The organism is Haloplanus sp. XH21 (genome assembly GCF_023276355.1).
In the GTDB taxonomy this organism is placed as follows: domain Archaea; phylum Halobacteriota; class Halobacteria; order Halobacteriales; family Haloferacaceae; genus Haloplanus; species Haloplanus halobius.
The window spans coordinates 110610-127769 of the sequence record NZ_JALLPL010000002.1; the positions used below are offsets into that span (position 1 = coordinate 110610).

Genomic DNA, 17160 nt, shown 5'->3' on the forward strand with positions numbered 1-17160 from the left:
AAGGTAGTCGTCCGTTCTGTCTTTCTCGTCCTTGAGGGGTGGAGGACAATAGAGATGGAGAAGTCCACGGACAGCGACAGGGGTGACGACGAATTCCCACCCAAGAAGCGCCTCGAAGCACCGAACCATCGGCTGATCGAGGCCGGGATCGCGACGATTCCCGATATGGAGACTCTACAAGAGTGTGTTGCCTACGAGAACGGCGGCGGTGTTCAGATAAGGATGAAGGATGAGGCGGTGCGATTTTTGAGTGGTCAATGCTCGAAACCGACCGCCTCATCGGTGATAGCGACAGCTTTGAGTTAGGATTTGTGGAACGAGAGGCGACACCCGAGCCGGCGATGAAGCTTGGTATTCGACTCCATTTGGCTGGTCTATCACTTTTGAATACCGTCTCAGTTCTTGATAGTTTGGGTGTCAAACGCTGTCGATCCACCGTTCACAATTGGGTGCAGAAGGCCGATTTACAGCCCACAGATGGTACCACCCCGGATCACGTTGCGGTCGACGAGACCGTGATCCAACTCAATGACGAACGATATTGGCTGTACGCTGCAGTCGATTCCGAGACGAACCGCTTGCTACACGTTAAGCTTTCTCCGACGAGAAATCAAGCGATTACCGAGATGTTCCTTTCCGAACTCCGCGAGAAACATCTCGTCGATGAGGCGCTCTTCCTCGTCGATTCTGCACCGTGGCTGCAAGCGGCACTCCATCGACACGGCCTCGATTACAGATGCGAAAAACATGGTAATCGGAACAGTGTCGAACGTGTTTTCCGAGAACTAAAACGTCGAACAAACCAATTCTCAAACTGTTTCAGCCACGCCGAAGCAGACACCGTCGAAAATTGGCTTCGAGCGTTTGCCTTCGCATGGAATCAGCTAATCTGAACACTACCGCGTGATAGGGGCAGAACATCTTTGCCTCGCGTTGCCATCGGTCGTCCTGATTGTACCATTGATCGAGGTTAAGTCGCAGTTTCGAGATATGCTGCGTCGTCCCGCCGGCAAACAGTCCTGACTGGATCGTCAATCCTGTCGGTCATTGCGTTCTGCTTTGTACGTCTCTTGAAAGGAGTTTTGGTAGTATTCTAGATAATTATGATGGTATAATGTCTTGAGATTACGTCTCTGAATACGGTGATCCAGAATATATCGATCGACGAAGAGCGTAGATCGTCGCTGTGTGGGATGCTTTTTTTTACATTTCCTGATGACAGTAGGCTATGCGCCGAGAGGTCAAACAGAAATTGACTGAGGGGCCGATTGGGACGATCTGGTCCCAAACAAAGAGACAAACATCCTCTCGAGAGCGAATCGCGGTGTTCGTAGCCATTCCGTTCGTCCTCGTTTCGATTTCTGCACTCCCGCAACATATCCAAGAGTCATGGATGTTGTATGTTAATTCACCAACTTTGGAGGATGCCTATCTGACGAACTTCGTTCACGGTAGTGTCGTCCATCTCGGGAACAATATCCTCGCATACATTTTTCTGATGAGTGTTCTCCTTCCACTTGCTGTCTTTGCGGATTGGAAACAAGAATTATACATCACTATGCTATTCTTTCTGACAGCCGTACCCCTTGTGGTGTCCTACTACTCTGTTTGGACGCTTCAAGGTACAGGAGTGGAGACAACAGTAGGATTCTCCGGCGTAGTTGCAGCCTTCCTCGGATTGCACCCCATCATATTGTTCGCGTTCTTCAAACGAGCAGTCAGTTCGAACATCCGCGTCCATTACGGTCTTGCTCTCGTAGCGCCTGAGTTAGCAGTCATCTTTTACTCGTGGTCCGGGATTTCCGTCTCGGTAATCGCTCTCAGTATTCTAAGTGTACTCGGCCTTGGACTGGTGTTGCACGAGAGTTGTGGTGACTGGGAACTGCTCTTGTCTTCTCGGACAAATGTACTTCTCGTCTTCACGACGATCATCGTCTTTAGCGTCGTATCATACCGGATCCTCGTTGGTGTTGGTCCCAACGTCAACGTGTACGGCCATTTCATCGGCTTTGTTTCAGGATTCCTGTTTCCCGGATTTCTCTCGTTGGTTTCAGGCCTCCCCGAACAAATGGCCAGGGTTCAAGAGCGACTTCGCGGCATATTTTGATCGTGCTCTGAAGCGGGAGACGCTGGAATCGGTTGACGTCGAGTCAGTCGCGCACCTGCAGAGGGTTATCTTCAAGCCTCTTCGCCCATTTTGTCGGCATGGAGAGATAACTGAGATGGAGTATTTGGATTCGCTGCTGTGTCTGTTCAATGGTCGCGTAAAGCGCCGTAACGGCTCTTACGTAGTTGAAGTACCAGAACAGGAATTGGATGTTGGCGCCGTAGATGAAGGTCAGGCCTACAAAATCGGGGTATTCCCTGCTCCAGCAACCGAAACGGAGGAAGCGGATACGGCCGGTCCAACTACCCAAGAAAGGCCCTCTCGGCAGACGGGAAAGCATCAGCAGTCGCTTGGTGAACCCCCTGTTGAAGACGGTGATATCCGAGAAGTCGAAATCGAAGATGTCGGTGAGAAAGGGGACGGCTTGGCTCGGATTGGCCCAGGATACGTGGTTTTCGTCGAAGAAACACAGCCAGGTGATCACGTGAAAATCAGAGTTACCGAAGCACGAGATAACTTCGCGTTCGCAGAGGTCGTCGATAGGGTATAATGGGTCATACGCTGGCGATGACACGGCTTTCTACAGCCAATTCATCGCTCGACGTATTTCTTGGCAAAACGACCCACCCCAGAAGGATGGGAGTATTATACTTGAGCAAGGCTCTTCTTCGAATGCCATCCGAGATAAACCGGATAAGGAAGAGGGTACACATTAATTTAAATAATTTGTACTTTGTACGACTTTGTCGTGGGGTGCCTGTCTCGGACAGCGGGCCAGTGGTCGGTCACTACCGTTGGGTTTACCCTTCTACTGCTCACACTAGTTCAAATCCTCCCCGATACTGCGGCGCTATTCGTCAACTTCCCTGAAATATTCCTTCCGTTTGTCGTCAGCCTCGGACTTACCGTGGGTGGTATTTGGCTCGCTAAAACACAGACTGCCGGCCGCAGTCTGCAGATTGCCTGGTGGATGGTCGGTAGTAGCGTCGTCGGTATCGCCGTCACTCGTTGGTTTTTGTATATAATCCCGGTTGAACGGATGCCAGCGGACGAATTAGTTGTTCTCACTCTCAACAGTGGTGCGCTCTGTATTGCCGCGGGGGCAATTCTCGGCTACCATGTGACAGCGCTCGAAAAACGAGAACAGCCACCTACTGAGCATACGTCAAGAATAACGGAACTACACGATATCGCAACCGAGATCGTTGATGCAGAAACACAGGAAATAGTCTATCAGCGAGCGGCTGACGGGGCAGCCGAGTTGTTTGCTGCAGATGTGGCACGGGTAGCGGTACCAGAGGGTGAGCGACTGGTCTTGGCCGCCAGTTCGAGCGACAAATCGATAGACGATTGGGGACCTGTATCGACTGTCTTCCGATCCGCCGATCGGAGCTTCCGCTCGAATACCGTAAATCGGGTTGAGGATCCTGTGGCTGTACAGACAGCGACCACATCAACGATAGAAGATGGAGCCTCCAAATCAGAGGCGAATCTCCCGTCACGGACACTGCTGAGCATTCCCCTCGCAGAATACGGTGTCATCCAACTCTTCGCATCTGAACCACGTGCGTTCTCGGAACAAGATGAGGAGGTGGCCGAGCTGTTCGCGACATACGTTATCTCAGCCTTGCAGCAGCTGTCTGCGAAGGCAATCATCCGCCAAGAGCGGGATCACCTCGAAGAGTTCACTAGTGTCCTATCACACGATCTACGCAATCCATTGAACGTCGCTCAAGGCCACCTAGAGTTGGCAGAGACGATGGGGGAGGATGAGCATCTCAGGGCGGTAGAGTCAGCTTTGGAGAGGATGGAACAGCTCATTGAGGAACTGTTGACGTTGGCCCGTGAAGGGGATACTATCAGTGAGATCGAACCAGTAGCGCTCGGTACGATTGCCACTCAAGCATGGGACAACGTGATGACTGACCCGGGGTTACTCAAGATCGATTCGAGTGTACAACTTAAGGCAGATCGCAGCCGTCTCATTCAGGTGTTTGAGAATCTGTACCGGAATGCAATCGAGTGTGCGGGAGAGAATGTGACGATTCGCGTTGGGACGTTCGAGAACGGCTTCTATATCGAAGACTCAGGCCCTGGCATCCCAGAAGACAGGCGTTCAGATATATTCGAAATTGGATACACGACTTGCGAAGACGGCACAGGATTCGGACTTGCAATTGCCAAACGTATCATCGAAGCCCACGGGTGGGAGATTGACGTGACAACCGGAACAGACGGCGGTGCACGCTTCGAAATTTCCGGACTATAGGATCCGTATCGTCCGTAGAAGAATGAGACCGCGGCTCTTTTTCTGATTCCACAAATATCATGTACTGCGAATAGCATCCCTTTGACCGATGTCGTCAGCTGACTCGCTGTATACCAAAATTGGCGGCCGTGAGGCCGTCGAAGCAGTCGTGTCGGACTTCTATGACCGTGTCTTCGAGGATCCGAATCTCAAACCGTATTTCGAGGGGACCGACAAAGATGCACTGTACGCCCACCAGGTGCAATTCATCAGTGCTGTTACGGGTGGTCCCGTGTCATACGATGGGGATGATATGCAGCAAGCACACGAAGGGATGGGAATCACAGAGGAAGACTTCGACCGCGTCGCGACTTATCTCGCAGAGGCGCTCGAAGCGAACGGAGTCGCCGAAGACAACGCTGAGGCCATCTTGGGGCAGGTAGCAAGCCTCAAACCAGAAGTCGTCGAACAGTAGTTGAGGATGCCCTGAAGCCGCAGTTCGGCAGGACCGAACTCAAGCCTCGGTCGACTCGACGACGATTTCAGAACACCGATAGCTCAATCCGAAAATTTTCTCCACCTCTCCGTCGAACCGAACAGGGAACGTTTCAGCTGTTGTGTCCCCATGGATCGTTTGGACAGTAACCTCGACTGGGGTCCGTCCTGGGCAGGACAGCGAATCGGCCTCACTGGAGGTCTTTCGGAATGCGAACGGCATCGCACCGCTCTGTACATCGACTGTGTCAAGGGGAACCAGTGGAGTCGAGTCTACTCCCGTGGTCTCTTCAGGTGGATCGGTGGGGTTAGGGACGTTCGAAAAGCCGAGATACGTCAATAGCGTTGGACCTGTTCCAACGTTTTCGATGGTTGCAACGGGATTGAACTCAGAATCGTCCGGAAGGTACAAATCAGCGATCTTGACGTCCGGAGCGAGCGACAGCTTTCGCTCGCCGACCCGTTGCCCGTCGTTTTTGACGACCAGTGTCTGTTCTCCCGGTTGATAGTACTCTGGCGACGATGAGTAGCCTGTTTCGACAAGCGGTAACGACTGTTCGGTCCCTGGCCTGACTCGTTGTCTGACGAACGTAGACCCATCTGGTGAGTGCAGTTCGAGTGCGTCAGCCTCGACGCCATCAGTTAGTGTCACAGTGAGCGCTGCGCCGTCGACGGCAACCCCGTCGAATGGGTCCTCGCTTTGAGCGACGGTACTACAGCCAGCGAGCGCGCTGCCAGCCCCTGCGATAGCCAGTCCCACAAACTCCCGGCGCGTCCGTCGCTTCGATGTTCCAGCTTGATCATGTGGCATGTGAGCGTGTAAACAGGCCACGGCATATCGACAGCTTGTAGCCGTGTACCCGCGTAAGTAGCCAAACGTTTATTCACCACGGCTGTTAAATCTAACTGAATATGAGAGGGTTTGACAGCCACATGTCTCGGCGGTCATTTGGGAAAATTGCCGTCTCGATTGGGGGGGCTACTGCCTTGGCAGCGTGTACCGAGCGAACCGAGAATGCAGAGGCGCCACCCGGTGGAAGTTCCGAACCGTGGACACTCCCCAGTCGGCAGCACGCCTGGAACGAATCCTTGAACGGGGGCAACTTGCCGCGTCACCACGTCCTGCTGTTTCTAAACTACACCGGCCAACAGCCGACATCTGACGAGCGCGAAACGATCGAAGGAGCTCTCAAGACGCTTGAACGAGCCTATGAATGGAGTAATGACGGACTATTATTCACCCTCGGCTACTCACCTGCCTACTTCGACCGGTTTGACGACATAACGTTACCGTCCACGGTTCGGTTACCTGAACCAGAGGCACTCACACCGTTCGAATCACCGACGCTCGATCAACAGGATGTGGTTCTCCATTTGGCTAGTGACCGACCGGATGTAGTGCTTCGCGCCGAACAGGCACTATTCGGAGACGTCGAGGAACTCAACGGTGTTCAGATGGAAACGAGAATGTCGGATGTCTTCGACCTCGCTGATAGGCGAACAGGGTTCATCGGAGAAGGTCTGCCAGCGGAGAAACAACAGGATGTGGAGTCGTTATCGGATTCCCCTGTGCCGGATGAAGCCCCTGAATTCATGGGCTTCAAAACGCCGTTTCGGGGCAACCAACCAAGCGAGGACGACGTGACGATCCAAGATGGGCCATTCGCGGGGAGCACGACACAACATATCGAGTATCTTGATATCGATCTCGATAGATGGTACAAACAACCACGCGAAAAGCGGGTTGGATTGATGTTCAGCCCAGAACACGCGTCAGAGGAGCAAGTAGGTGAGATCGGGGAGCAACTGGGAGAATTCAACGGCGTCACAGAAGAGATAGCTGAGTCGCTTGAGGCGAGCGCCGAAGATGCTGGCTATGTCGGACACGCACAGAAAGCAGCCCGCGGACGTAACGGCGGAACCCCAACCATCCTTCGACGAGATTTCGACACGATCGACGATGGCAGCGCTGGGCTTCACTTCGTCTCGCTTCAATCGAAAATCTCCGACTACACCTACACTCGAAAGAAGATAGCCGGCGTGAATCTCGATCACCCATCCGGGAGAGAAATCGATCTGGCAGAGATAGATGGAATCGACACCCGAACCAACAATGGCATCCTCAACTACATCACGACCATCCGTCGCGGGAACTTTCTCATTCCGCGGCGCGAACTCCGTGCACTTCCTACCCCCCGTCCGGAGTAGGGTTCTGCACCGGGAAAACCGAAAAAATGATTTGGGAGTATAGGTGTTTGGTAATCTATGCCGAAAGGCACAAAGCACTCTTGCAGTCGACGGAGATGCATCACAGCTATCGCAGCACTCGGTCTGTCAGGGTTGGCAGGCTGTTCCAGTGGCTCTGACGAGTCCACAGCGACGCCGACCGCGACATCGACGGCGACCGATACGCAGACACCCACGGAAACCGCCACGCCCACACCAGAATCCACGGCAACAGGGTCGTATGAGGAGTGGATGTCCGATGTCCCGAACTACGAGGGGATGGCCGACAAAACTGGTCAGAGCGAGGTAGAGGTCCTCGTCGGCGCGGAAGGCGGTCTCGTTTTCGCACCGCCCGCGGTCGAAATATCGGCCGGGACGAAGGTTACCTGGAAATGGACCGGCAAAGGCGGTTCACATAATGTCGTTCATGACGGTGACGCCTTCGAGAGTGAAATCACCTCAGAGGAAGGACACACGTTCTCGCATACATTCTCAGATCCGGGCCTGTACAAGTACTACTGTGTCCCGCATGAGCGGATGGGCATGAAAGGCGTCGTGTCCGTCGTCGAGTAACGCCACTCGACGACTATCGGCGACAAGAAGTGGATGAATCAGTGGCGTTCGTCCGGTATGGCATGAAAGGCACCCGCCGCACGTGCGAGTGTGTCCGGGTTACGGACACTGACGCGACGTTCCTGATCGGTTGCGGCTAGGTGCAGGCGACCCGTTCCAGTACTGGAACGGAATGGGCACAGTGGCAGTCGTTCCGATTAGTTATTCCTCTTCACTATCACCTCCTCGGCTTTTGAACCACGCGCCGGCCCCGAGAGCGCCCGCGGCACCGGTGAGTAGTCCCATGCCAGGAGCGTTGGCCTGCGCATTATCCTCGCCGGAGCCACCGCTAGATCCATCACTGGAACCACCAGAGACCTCATTCTGCGACTGGACGTTTTGCGCGCTGGCGCCCGACCAGTTGTCGACGGTTCCGACGTTCACGTTCACCATGTTGACGAACGGAACGCTCCCGGATTCGAAGGGAACGGTTTCGCTGTGAGTCGTCTGGTTCACCCAGACGACCACGCGCTCCCCGTCGACGGATTCGCCGTCCATGTACTGGGACGGGTGGTAGAACTGCTTCTCTCGATGCCCGTCCTTGACACGAGGTGCGACACCCATCTCGTCCTCGTGATACCGCAACACGTACACTTCGTCCTCTTGCCTGAGTTCGAAGTCGATGATGTCGTCACCGTTCGGATCCTTCAGGCGCAGCATGTTCGTCCCGTCAGAGAAGAACTCCGACTCCTCGGTGACCTGGTTCCACTCGCCGTCGAACCAGTGCACCTCCGGCGTCTTCGTTCCACCTGGCGTCGGAATGAAGGACCACATGGACGAGTACGCGGGCATGCCGTGCCCCGTTTCGTAGCCGGGACCGTTCCGCCGGTAGGTCCCCACCATCTGGCCGTCCTCGAAGAAATGCCAGTCGATGACGTAGTTGTATGGGCCGTACCGGAGACCGGAGTGGAACTCGGGGACTGAGGTCCCACCCGTGTGGTAGTGGGTGCGCATCTTGAAGCCATTCGGGCGGTCGTTGGGCGCCCAGTCCTTGTCGAGCGGTGGCAGGTCCGCGATGCCCAGGACACCCGGGCCGGTAAACCCGAGATTGTCGTGGTACATGATGTTCCCATCCTCCCGGGCCCGCGGTTCGACGAAGAAGTCCTTGCTGTATTGCCCCCGGTCACTGGTGTGTGGGGGATAGGCAGTCAGGGACACCGACAACGCCGCGCGCTCGAAGGCCTGGGTGCCATCGAACTCCATGGTGGAGATCATCCCGTCGGTTTCGGAGTCCTTCCACTCGACACTCCAGTTGTTTCGTTTGGCCGGATTCGGCGTCTCGGCTTTGACCTTCGGGCTGTAGTGTCCATCACCGCGGAAGAGCCATGGAACCTTCTCTGCCGGTGGATCCGGCATCTCATCCACCGACGGATAGCTGTCGTCCACAACGGCGTAATCCTCTGCCAGCATGTGGGCGGGCTCCGTGACTCGACCTTTCGGCTTGACACCGTACTGGTTCGTCTCGACGTCCTCCGCATCGATCGGATGAATTCCCTGTGCGTACACCAGCTCACCAGGCTGTGGGTCGTCCGGCCAATTGTTCACTTCGATGGCTGTGTCGACCACGAGGTAGTCGTGCTCACGCGGCAGGATGAAGATGGGGAACGTAACCTCTGACTTAGCATACTTCGGCGAGTACGTACTGATGCTCGTCAGTTTCCCGATGCCGACGTACCATTCGTCGGCGTCCCCCAGGAGCTCCTGGACAGGCTCCTTCTCGAGTGTCGCCTGGAGAACCCGCTTTTCGGCTTCGCCATACCGACGCTTGATCGTGTATCCTTGCGGCTCGGTGATACTGAGGTGGGTGACACGGTTCTCCCACCCAGGGGAACTCCCGTCGATCGCGCGGTTCGGATCGACGAGAGCCCTGATGTACTGGTTGCCGATGGTCTTGACGGTGTGCTCTCCCTGTTCGAGCCCCTGCCGACCACCTTCCTCGACGGTGAAGTTTTTACAGCCGTTGAGGCCGAGCGCGTCGTGGTCGACCCAGCTGTCGAACCCGTCGAAGGTCCCGTACATCTCGCTGATGATGTCGTTGACCTCCGGATGTCGCAGTACTTCGACCATCGTCCGTCGTTTCCGATAGCCGAGTCGCGCTGCATACTCTGACTTCGTGAGGTCGAGCGGTGTCGCCTCGGGAGCGAAGTTGGTGTAATTACCGTTGATATGTCCGAGTGTATCGTCCGCATCGATGGCCTCTATCGAGGACCCTTCCCACTGCTCGTAGGATCCCAGACCCATCATCGCGCCCGCACCGCCTTGGAGATATCGACGCCTGGTTGTCTTCAATTGCTCTATCCCATCGTCTTGGGGGTTGCTATTGCTTGCCATAGCGCACTACACCACGCCAATGGTGAACAGGGGTACATAAATTTACCGAATATGTTCAAAATCCAATCACAAACCGGAGCGCGAGTTCCGATTCGGGTTGGGGGAGATCTGTGAGAGCCACCGCGGATCGGGTTAAAATAACAGATGTACTGGTGTTATTCTATTCGGCGGGCAGAATATTTTTGTGATTCGGAAATACAATTTATCTATTAATACTTTATATTCCTATTTGTTAATTCATAGTCGAATATAGAATAACGGCCGTACACCTGTTATTCAGATCGGGGTGGCAAAATATGTTACCCAATCACGATTTCCCTAGAACTATACGCTTGGTTAAACAGTCGTGTTTCATGACCCAAGCTGACCGCGCGAAAGACGCCGCGGAACTCTCCGGCCGTATTGGCTGGTGGGGCGTCGCCGCTGCGTCGATCGGGTTGGTCGTCGCGTCAACGACGTTTGCGGGGGACTTCAACGGCTATGGAATAGCCGGCCCGGGGTACTTGCTCACGCTCCTTTTTGGATTGACACTCAACCTCTTTGTCGCCTTTGCGTATGCTGAACTGACGACGATATTTTCCGAGACCGGCCAAGTGTTCGACTTCACCAAACGGTGCTTCGCTGACTGGGGCAGTCAACCAGCTACACTGCTGGCGGCAGGAATCGGGACCACCTACTGGCTCGTATTCGGTCTCGTCTGGGCATCAGAGACGGTCGCGGGCGCCCACGCGATGGTACAAGCGACGAACCTCGGCACGGTGACCCTGTGGATTCTCGTCCTCAACGGGATTGCCATCGGCATCAATATGCTTGGCATCAGATTGACCATCACGATGGTGACGATCCTGGTGCTCTGTATGATCGGGATCCGAATGGCGATGGGTGTCGCCGCTTTTTCGGGACTCAATCTGTTAGGTCGGGGAGGCGATTTCGGCGTCTTGTTCGATACCTCTTCCTACCGCCTGTCGGACATATTCAAAACCCTACCGCTCGGGATCTGGGCCTTCATCGGACTCGAATTCTCGACACCATTAGTCAAAGAGGTCCGCGACCCATCCACGAATATTCCTCGTGGGATGATCATCGGCGCATTTACGATTTTAGTGATGGCACTCACGATGGGTGTTGGAATCATTACGACGTTCAATCCGCTGGCCCATCCGTCAGTGTACACTGGCAACGCTCCACAGATCGAAATTGCGGGTGTTCTATTCGGGGCAGAAGGCCGGCTGATTGCGGGTCTCGCGTCGTTTCTAGCGACGATGGGAAGTCTCCTAATTGCCTATGCTGCTATCCCACGCATTCTCTATGCAATGGCTCGACAAGGGGCCTGGCCGAAGAAGTTCGCATGGCTGCATCCTCGCTTTCTCTCCCCTTGGCCGGCGACCCTCGCAACGGGCGCGATCATTCTCATTCCGAGTCTCTTCTCAACCGATGTCGTTTCACTCATCAGGCTTGCGGCGGTCGTGTGGCTTCTCACCTACGTCTGGGTGCTCGTCTTAGCGATCAAATTCCGGTTCAGTCATCCGGATCTCGAGCGGCCGTTCAAGCGTCACATCGGATTCTACGTTCTTGGAATCCTTCTGATCTTGTTCGTGTTCTGGAAGGCGTACTCGGGCGCATATCATCTGATAGCTATCGGTCTGACTGTGTTCGTTCTAGGGTTCGCGTTCGCAAAACTGTATCTCGACAACTTCGGAACAGCTCTGTCTAACACGTAGCTCCAGTCACACCCCACAGTCGCAACTACCACTTGTGAGTAAGTCGCTAAGGGGATATTGTGTATCACATTCTTGGCAGTACACCTGGACATCGACGAATACATCGTGTTCACCCAGTGTAATCCGACCTGTCCGACTGAGCCGTTCCAAATCATCCTCGGCAACCGCTCGAGTGCGAGATATAAGCCGGTTTATTCGCTCCAGATCAGATTCCACTTGTTCCTCATCGCTCGGTTGTTGATACGTAGTATCGCAATAGTCTTGCAAGAAATTATACACAGCTTGATATGTAATGAAATCTGATTCAAGCTCGTCAATCTCCACACCATCCTGTTCAAGTTCGCGCCGCGATTGGACCTGAACACCGCTACTCACATCATCATCGGTCAGTACGTGATACAGGTCCTGTATATCACGTTCGTGAGGATTGATATTCGCATCGCGGAGTACCACCCGAAGAATACGTCGGTTAAACTCATCAGCGAGTTCACGGAGGCTAGATCGTTCGTCGTCGTCTCTGGTCCACTCAGCCGCCAATTCGTCCTCAATCCCGTCGAGCGAATATTTCTCAATGAGGCGACCAACCTTATAATCCCGCTTTGACTCACTCATTCACTATCATACTTCAGTTGCCTCTCGTATAAATGTATTCTCGCTCTATCTGAACGCCTTGGCCGATTTAGAAGTTCTTGAGAGATTGCCACGGAGGTGACATATACCGATATTTATCGTTGAGGGAGGCCGCGTCCTCGGGCAGCAGGGCAACGACGAGGTACTCGGCGTAGTCGGAGAGATACTCGACCACTCGTGCGATCCGATCCGAGTCGATCGCTTCGAGCGAGTCAAGGACGATGAAGGGAACCGACTCGTGGACATCGTGGACGAGATACCCTGCAAGTGCGAACACCAAGCCGGTCACTTCCCGTTCACTCTCACTGAGATGGTCAATCGTGTCTCGGTAGTGACTTCCACCATCGGTCGACCGGACGACATGGATATCGAACGAGGTGTCCGTCGAGACGCTGGATCCCGCTGTCTCGGTATCAATCCGCTCGATCCAGATCCGCTCGATATTTGAATAGTTCAGAATATCCAGAATCTCAGCCATCCGTTCGTTGAACTCGCTCACGGCGCGCTGTTCTATCTGTTCAACCCGCTGGCGCAACTCCGTGAGGCGCTCTCGGAGCTCCTCCCGTTCGGCTTCGAGTTCCTCGCGTTGATCTATTCGACTCTCGACCGCGTCGATTTCTTCTGTGACATCGTCGATTTCCTCTCGATGCTGTTCAATCTCCAATTCAAGCCGCTTCGCGTCCTCTTGGAGGTCTAAAATGGCAGTGTAATCCGTATTCTCTTCGATATCTATCTCCTCTCGAAGCGCCTCGATTTCATCAGAGAGTTCATCGATTTCAGTCTCGATAGTCGTCTTCCGGGTTTCGAGTTCTTCGATCCGGTCGTGCCGTGTCTTGATTTCTTGGGCCAGCTGAGCCTGCTTTTGCTCCAACCGCTCTCGTCGCTCATCTGACTTTTCGAGGGACGACTTGGTGTCCTTTAATTCCTGAATTTCACTTTTCACGTCGTTGAGAAGCTCAAGCTGCTCGCTACGGATATCCCGTAGCTCGCCGACCACCTCCTTGATCTGCTTCTTTTTCACTTGACTGCCGCACGTCCAGCAGGTGAGTACCTGCTGGTCATCTAGGAGCTGGTCGGTAACGGCCTGCTCCTCTTGTTCGGTCCGTAATGCCCCAAGCAGGTCCGTATTTGCTTCGGATCTAAATAAACCGAATAATCCACCATCATCCGGCGTCTGCAGATTGCCGAATAATCCTTCTCCATCCTCCAGTTGTTCCTCGTTGAACTGGATAATATTCTGCATCTGGTTGATCGTCGATTCGAGCATATTCTGGCGTTCACAAGCGTTGCTCAGCCTCGAATTAACGTCCTGAATCCGTTTGTCGGAGATTTCCGGAAGGTTATCAAGTTCAGCTTCGACCTCGCTCTGCTCCGCTTGGAGCGACTCGAAGCTCTGCCGCTCTGTCTGCAGGTCGAATATGATGTCTTCGCGGGTTGATTCTAGCTCTTGTCTCTCATCCAATTTTTCTTCGAGCTCTTCGTTTGAGGTGTCTCGCTGGTAGGACTGGATATCGCTATTGGCTATTTTCGATCGGATCTCCTCAAGTTCATCTTCTTTCCGTTCAATCTCCTCTTCCAGTGACGAGCGACGCTGAACGAGCCCTGCGAGTTGTTTCTCTTCCTCGTCAATACTCTGAATTTCGGCTTCGATTTCTTTCTGCTCTCGTTTCAGTTCCTGTATTTCGGCTTTGATTTCATCAATATCGACCGGCGACATGATGAGATTGCGGAGATCACCCATACGGGCAACTGTCTGCCGTGCCTCATTCGACTCGATCAGAAATGCGAACAGATCAGCCACGTCAGCATCTTCGAGCAGCGGTTCGCCAGACTTGACCACATCTTGTCCATTGCGGACCAGCCGGCGGGTGTATGTCTCGCCCTCCAGTTCAAGTGTCGTTTCCCCCTCCTCAGCGTCTCCCTTGAGCGTAACACTTGATCCACCGAGCGCACCAATTACCGCTTGTAACAGCGACGTGCGGTTGGTAGCGTTTCGACCAACAAGGACATTCACTCCGGAAGAGAATTCGACAGATGCTGAGTCAATTCCTCCAATATTGCGCGCCGAGAGGACTGCGTCCTCTGCCGTCGACCGGGTTTCCTCGTTCATACTTCCCGCTTCTTGGTACAGTCATATAATACCACGTTTCGCCCTAGCACGATCCTCCGGCTTCGTCAGAGAGTGTAAGCAGGGAATAGAACAGAGAGCCAAAAGGAGAGACATCAATTTCAGCTGTAATAACGTCATTTGATATTTGCCTCCATCAATTCGGGAAGGGTATAAAGTTGAGTCGAGATACTGGCTATAACCGGCATTAACTATTCAAACATTACCTGTATATGTGAGTGTACAAAGATAAATATCTACATGGATGGCTATTTCGATTCCACGTCCATGGGAAAAGGATAATCAGTGCGTGATAGAAGGGTTCCCTAGCAACGCGCACCGTAAGCCTGGCTACACGCCGTCACAACGGCCCGTGTTGCTCGAGTTTTCTTCACAACCAGGGGGCCCGGATTGATACAGCGTGGATCACGACGATGTGGCCATTTAGGGTGTGCAGATACCGACGTATATCCGCGGATCATAATCCGGGCAGCAAGGTATGGTGTGTGATATTATATTAACTTTTCGGGTCAAAAATCGAATTGAGGCTCTTGTCGCAAGATAACCACACTATTTGTTGTGAATTGACTTAGAAGGTGGGTTTCTATAAGGTAATCACGCGGTTAGATGAGTATATGAGCACTTCCAAAGTTCCTCACTGTTCGTAGTATACGAAAATCTAGACCAGAGATTAGAGGTGAAATCAGTATTGAATAACAATCCTATTCTTGTTATATACAGCGGCATTGCATGTTCAATAACCGGTCAGACACCGTAGAATACAGGGATAATCCGGGACAGAGTCAAACCGTGGTGATAGCGAGAACCAACACAGGTGTTCGATAAATACGAACGGATATTTGAGGATGAGTTGGCTGAAACTTCTGCACTGAACCCATACGTACCATCGAATGTCCGGCGTATAGATAGTTCATAGGCAGGGCTGACCACCAAGCGATATTTCATCAAAAAAGTTCCGAGGGACATTTGGCGGTTGCAATCGGAAATCAAAGCTGCATCGGGGCCGGAAACCACCCTCAACACACGGCAAGACTACTACTCATAGACAGAGAATCCCAAGTATGGGATCGCCGCGACCTCGGACATGTTCGCTGATCGTATGAGGGCTGACGCAAGCCGATAGGAATTGAATATCAGGGATGACTGGTAGAGAGCTGCTCATAGACAGCGCATTCCGTTATTAGACTGCTCCGTAAATGAACAGATGTAGCCCTAAATGGATCAGACATCGTTGTCTCAGGCCGGCGATCGCTGTCGGGAGGGTCATCGACTCACTCCGAGCTGATCAGAGCTCCCCGAGATGTAGAAATCAAAGACACAGCCCTCACAATGGATGCAACTACGCATCGCTCTGTGACCGAGAAAGCGAAGAACACGACATTCCCGCGAAGGCAGGGCCGTACAAGCGCAACAAAACTGCATTGCACGTGAATAGCCGAGACTACCAGTAGCGTTGCATCCTCAGTCTGCTGCGGGGGCCTCTGTCTCCGAGAGGTAGTCGGCGGTCTGCTGATCGAGATCTACCTTCCGTAGCACCACGTAGGCGAGGAACCCCACGGGAAGACCGATCATCCACGACAAGTCCATCATCAACAGGCTTGCTCCTGAACCGATGAGCACACTGGCAACCGCCGTGACCGACACCCCGTTGATAAACCAGAATTTCGAATCGCGGCTCTTGTCGTAGAGCGAGTTGATCGATGTGTCGCCCGCCCGGAAGAGCCAGTAGTCGGCCAGCAACACGCCGAGCACCGGACCGAGCGGCACGGAGTAGGCGTTGATGAACAGGAAGTAGATCTCGCCACCGGAGAACAGCACCCACGGGAACGAAGCAATGGACAGAATTCCCGTGATAACAAGCCCTCGTTCCCACGAAACGTCAAGTGCGTCCTGCAGCACGTGAACTGGCGGGACGATGTTGAGCGTGAGGTTCGAGGAAATCTGCGCAGCTAGTACGAACACGAGCATTGCGACGCCGATCATCGGGCTCGGGGCGACCTCCATGATGGCGTACACCGGGTTCGCCGTGTCCGTCGAGATTCCGAAGATGAGTCCGACGAGCGCCATGTACATCATCGCGGGGGCGATCCCGAGCAAGTGACCCCAGATATGGTTGCCCAACCCGCGTCGTTTCTCTAAGTGCCTGCTGATGTCGGCCGCGTTAAGCGCACCGGTAAGTGCGGTCCCGACGTGTGCCGCCACGATCGTGAAGAAAGGGAGTCCCCACGTACCCGAGTACGTGAGCGATTCCGTCGCGAGGCCCTGGGTGTTCACCACGACGTAGACCGTGTACGCGAGCAAAACGATGAGCACACTTCAAGAAGGCAAAAAATACAAAACACTCCTTAGAACTGCACTTCCGCTCACTCAGAACACGCACTATCCAAAAGTTTAATTAAGGGATAGTGTGTGTGTCTGCCACACGCACAGAGGAGGTCGGTCCAAATTCAGACAGATGCAATATCAGAAAGCAACCGAATGACGTATCGCATGTGAATGGGCTGAGCTATCCCACACAGTAGAAACAAACGCGAATCAAAACAGATGAAACATCAAGAAGCAGCCGAAGAAGAATCGGACGTAACGACTGTTAGCATCGGGTTAGATCTTTTCAGCAAAGAAACACCACAAAAAGTAAGAATCCGATTCTTGCAGTTCTTTG

Annotated in this window: 15 protein-coding genes and 1 pseudogene; 9 read left to right on the forward strand and 7 right to left on the reverse strand. The window is 53.6% G+C overall.

Annotation, left to right across the window (positions count from 1 at the left end; translation table 11 throughout):
- Positions 1 to 54: 54 nt before the first annotated feature.
- Entirely contained in the window at positions 55 to 306 is a 252-nt protein-coding gene (locus MXB53_RS13955; RefSeq protein ID WP_248898217.1) for a DUF8129 domain-containing protein, read from the forward strand.
- Complete coding sequence (locus MXB53_RS13960; protein WP_248898218.1) at positions 258 to 893, forward strand: IS6 family transposase; 636 nt, start codon at positions 258 to 260, stop codon at positions 891 to 893. The genes MXB53_RS13955 and MXB53_RS13960 overlap by 49 nt, the downstream gene beginning before the upstream one ends.
- 7 nt (positions 894 to 900) lie before the next feature.
- Here MXB53_RS13960 and MXB53_RS15980 read toward each other — a convergent pair.
- Positions 901 to 1035: pseudogene (locus MXB53_RS15980) on the reverse strand (DUF7405 family protein); the annotation flags it as partial.
- Between the two features lie 193 nt (positions 1036 to 1228).
- Here MXB53_RS15980 and MXB53_RS13965 point away from each other — a divergent pair.
- Positions 1229 to 2107 carry a hypothetical protein gene (locus tag MXB53_RS13965; protein WP_248898219.1) on the forward strand — a complete coding sequence of 293 codons (879 nt, stop codon included), beginning with the start codon at positions 1229 to 1231 and terminating at the stop codon, positions 2105 to 2107.
- A 43-nt stretch (positions 2108 to 2150) separates the two neighbouring features.
- Here MXB53_RS13965 and MXB53_RS13970 read toward each other — a convergent pair whose 3' ends face one another.
- Positions 2151 to 2591, reverse strand: coding sequence for a hypothetical protein (locus tag MXB53_RS13970; protein ID WP_248898220.1), 441 nt, complete (start codon positions 2589 to 2591; stop codon positions 2151 to 2153).
- On the opposite strand from MXB53_RS13970, the gene MXB53_RS15855 reads away from it, so the two are divergent.
- From MXB53_RS15855 to MXB53_RS13980, 3 genes are all read left to right on the forward strand, one after another.
- The gene (locus MXB53_RS15855; protein WP_345779738.1) at positions 2532 to 2657 is read left to right on the forward strand and encodes a TRAM domain-containing protein; all 126 of its coding nucleotides are present in this window, start codon (positions 2532 to 2534) and stop codon (positions 2655 to 2657) included. The two genes, MXB53_RS13970 and MXB53_RS15855, sit on opposite strands and share 60 nt — an antisense overlap.
- A 183-nt stretch (positions 2658 to 2840) precedes the next feature.
- Entirely contained in the window at positions 2841 to 4376 is a 1536-nt protein-coding gene (locus MXB53_RS13975; protein WP_248898221.1) for a GAF domain-containing sensor histidine kinase, read from the forward strand.
- Positions 4377 to 4464: 88 nt separating this feature from the next.
- Positions 4465 to 4830, forward strand: coding sequence for a group I truncated hemoglobin (locus MXB53_RS13980; RefSeq protein WP_248898222.1), 366 nt, complete (start codon positions 4465 to 4467; stop codon positions 4828 to 4830).
- Between the two features lie 39 nt (positions 4831 to 4869).
- Here MXB53_RS13980 and MXB53_RS13985 read toward each other — a convergent pair whose 3' ends face one another.
- Complete coding sequence (locus tag MXB53_RS13985) at positions 4870 to 5661, reverse strand: hypothetical protein (protein WP_248898223.1); 792 nt, start codon at positions 5659 to 5661, stop codon at positions 4870 to 4872.
- Between the two features lie 101 nt (positions 5662 to 5762).
- Between MXB53_RS13985 and MXB53_RS13990 the strand changes: the two genes are divergently transcribed.
- Both MXB53_RS13990 and MXB53_RS13995 read left to right on the forward strand, forming a co-directional pair.
- Complete coding sequence (locus MXB53_RS13990; protein ID WP_248898224.1) at positions 5763 to 7058, forward strand: DUF7405 family protein; 1296 nt, start codon at positions 5763 to 5765, stop codon at positions 7056 to 7058.
- A 270-nt stretch (positions 7059 to 7328) separates the two neighbouring features.
- Positions 7329 to 7649, forward strand: coding sequence for a halocyanin domain-containing protein (locus MXB53_RS13995; RefSeq protein ID WP_248898225.1), 321 nt, complete (start codon positions 7329 to 7331; stop codon positions 7647 to 7649).
- A gap of 201 nt (positions 7650 to 7850) precedes the next feature.
- On the opposite strand, the gene MXB53_RS14000 is transcribed toward MXB53_RS13995, so the two are convergent.
- Positions 7851 to 9929 carry a hypothetical protein gene (locus MXB53_RS14000; RefSeq protein ID WP_248898226.1) on the reverse strand — a complete coding sequence of 693 codons (2079 nt, stop codon included), beginning with the start codon at positions 9927 to 9929 and terminating at the stop codon, positions 7851 to 7853.
- Positions 9930 to 10372: 443 nt separating this feature from the next.
- Between MXB53_RS14000 and MXB53_RS14005 the strand changes: the two genes are divergently transcribed.
- Positions 10373 to 11740, forward strand: coding sequence for an APC family permease (locus tag MXB53_RS14005; protein ID WP_248898227.1), 1368 nt, complete (start codon positions 10373 to 10375; stop codon positions 11738 to 11740).
- A 6-nt stretch (positions 11741 to 11746) separates the two neighbouring features.
- Here MXB53_RS14005 and rdfA read toward each other — a convergent pair whose 3' ends face one another.
- The 3 genes from rdfA to MXB53_RS14020 form a co-directional block, all read right to left on the reverse strand.
- On the reverse strand, positions 11747 to 12352 hold the full coding sequence (gene rdfA, locus MXB53_RS14010; RefSeq protein WP_248898228.1) for a rod-determining factor RdfA: 606 nt from the start codon (positions 12350 to 12352) through the stop codon (positions 11747 to 11749).
- 67 nt (positions 12353 to 12419) lie between these two features.
- Positions 12420 to 14480 (reverse strand): archaea-specific SMC-related protein, encoded by a 2061-nt coding sequence (locus MXB53_RS14015; protein ID WP_248898229.1) that lies wholly within the window; start codon positions 14478 to 14480, stop codon positions 12420 to 12422.
- Between the two features lie 1479 nt (positions 14481 to 15959).
- Positions 15960 to 16811 (reverse strand): cytosine permease, encoded by an 852-nt coding sequence (locus MXB53_RS14020; RefSeq protein WP_248898230.1) that lies wholly within the window; start codon positions 16809 to 16811, stop codon positions 15960 to 15962.
- Positions 16812 to 17160 lie beyond the last annotated feature (349 nt).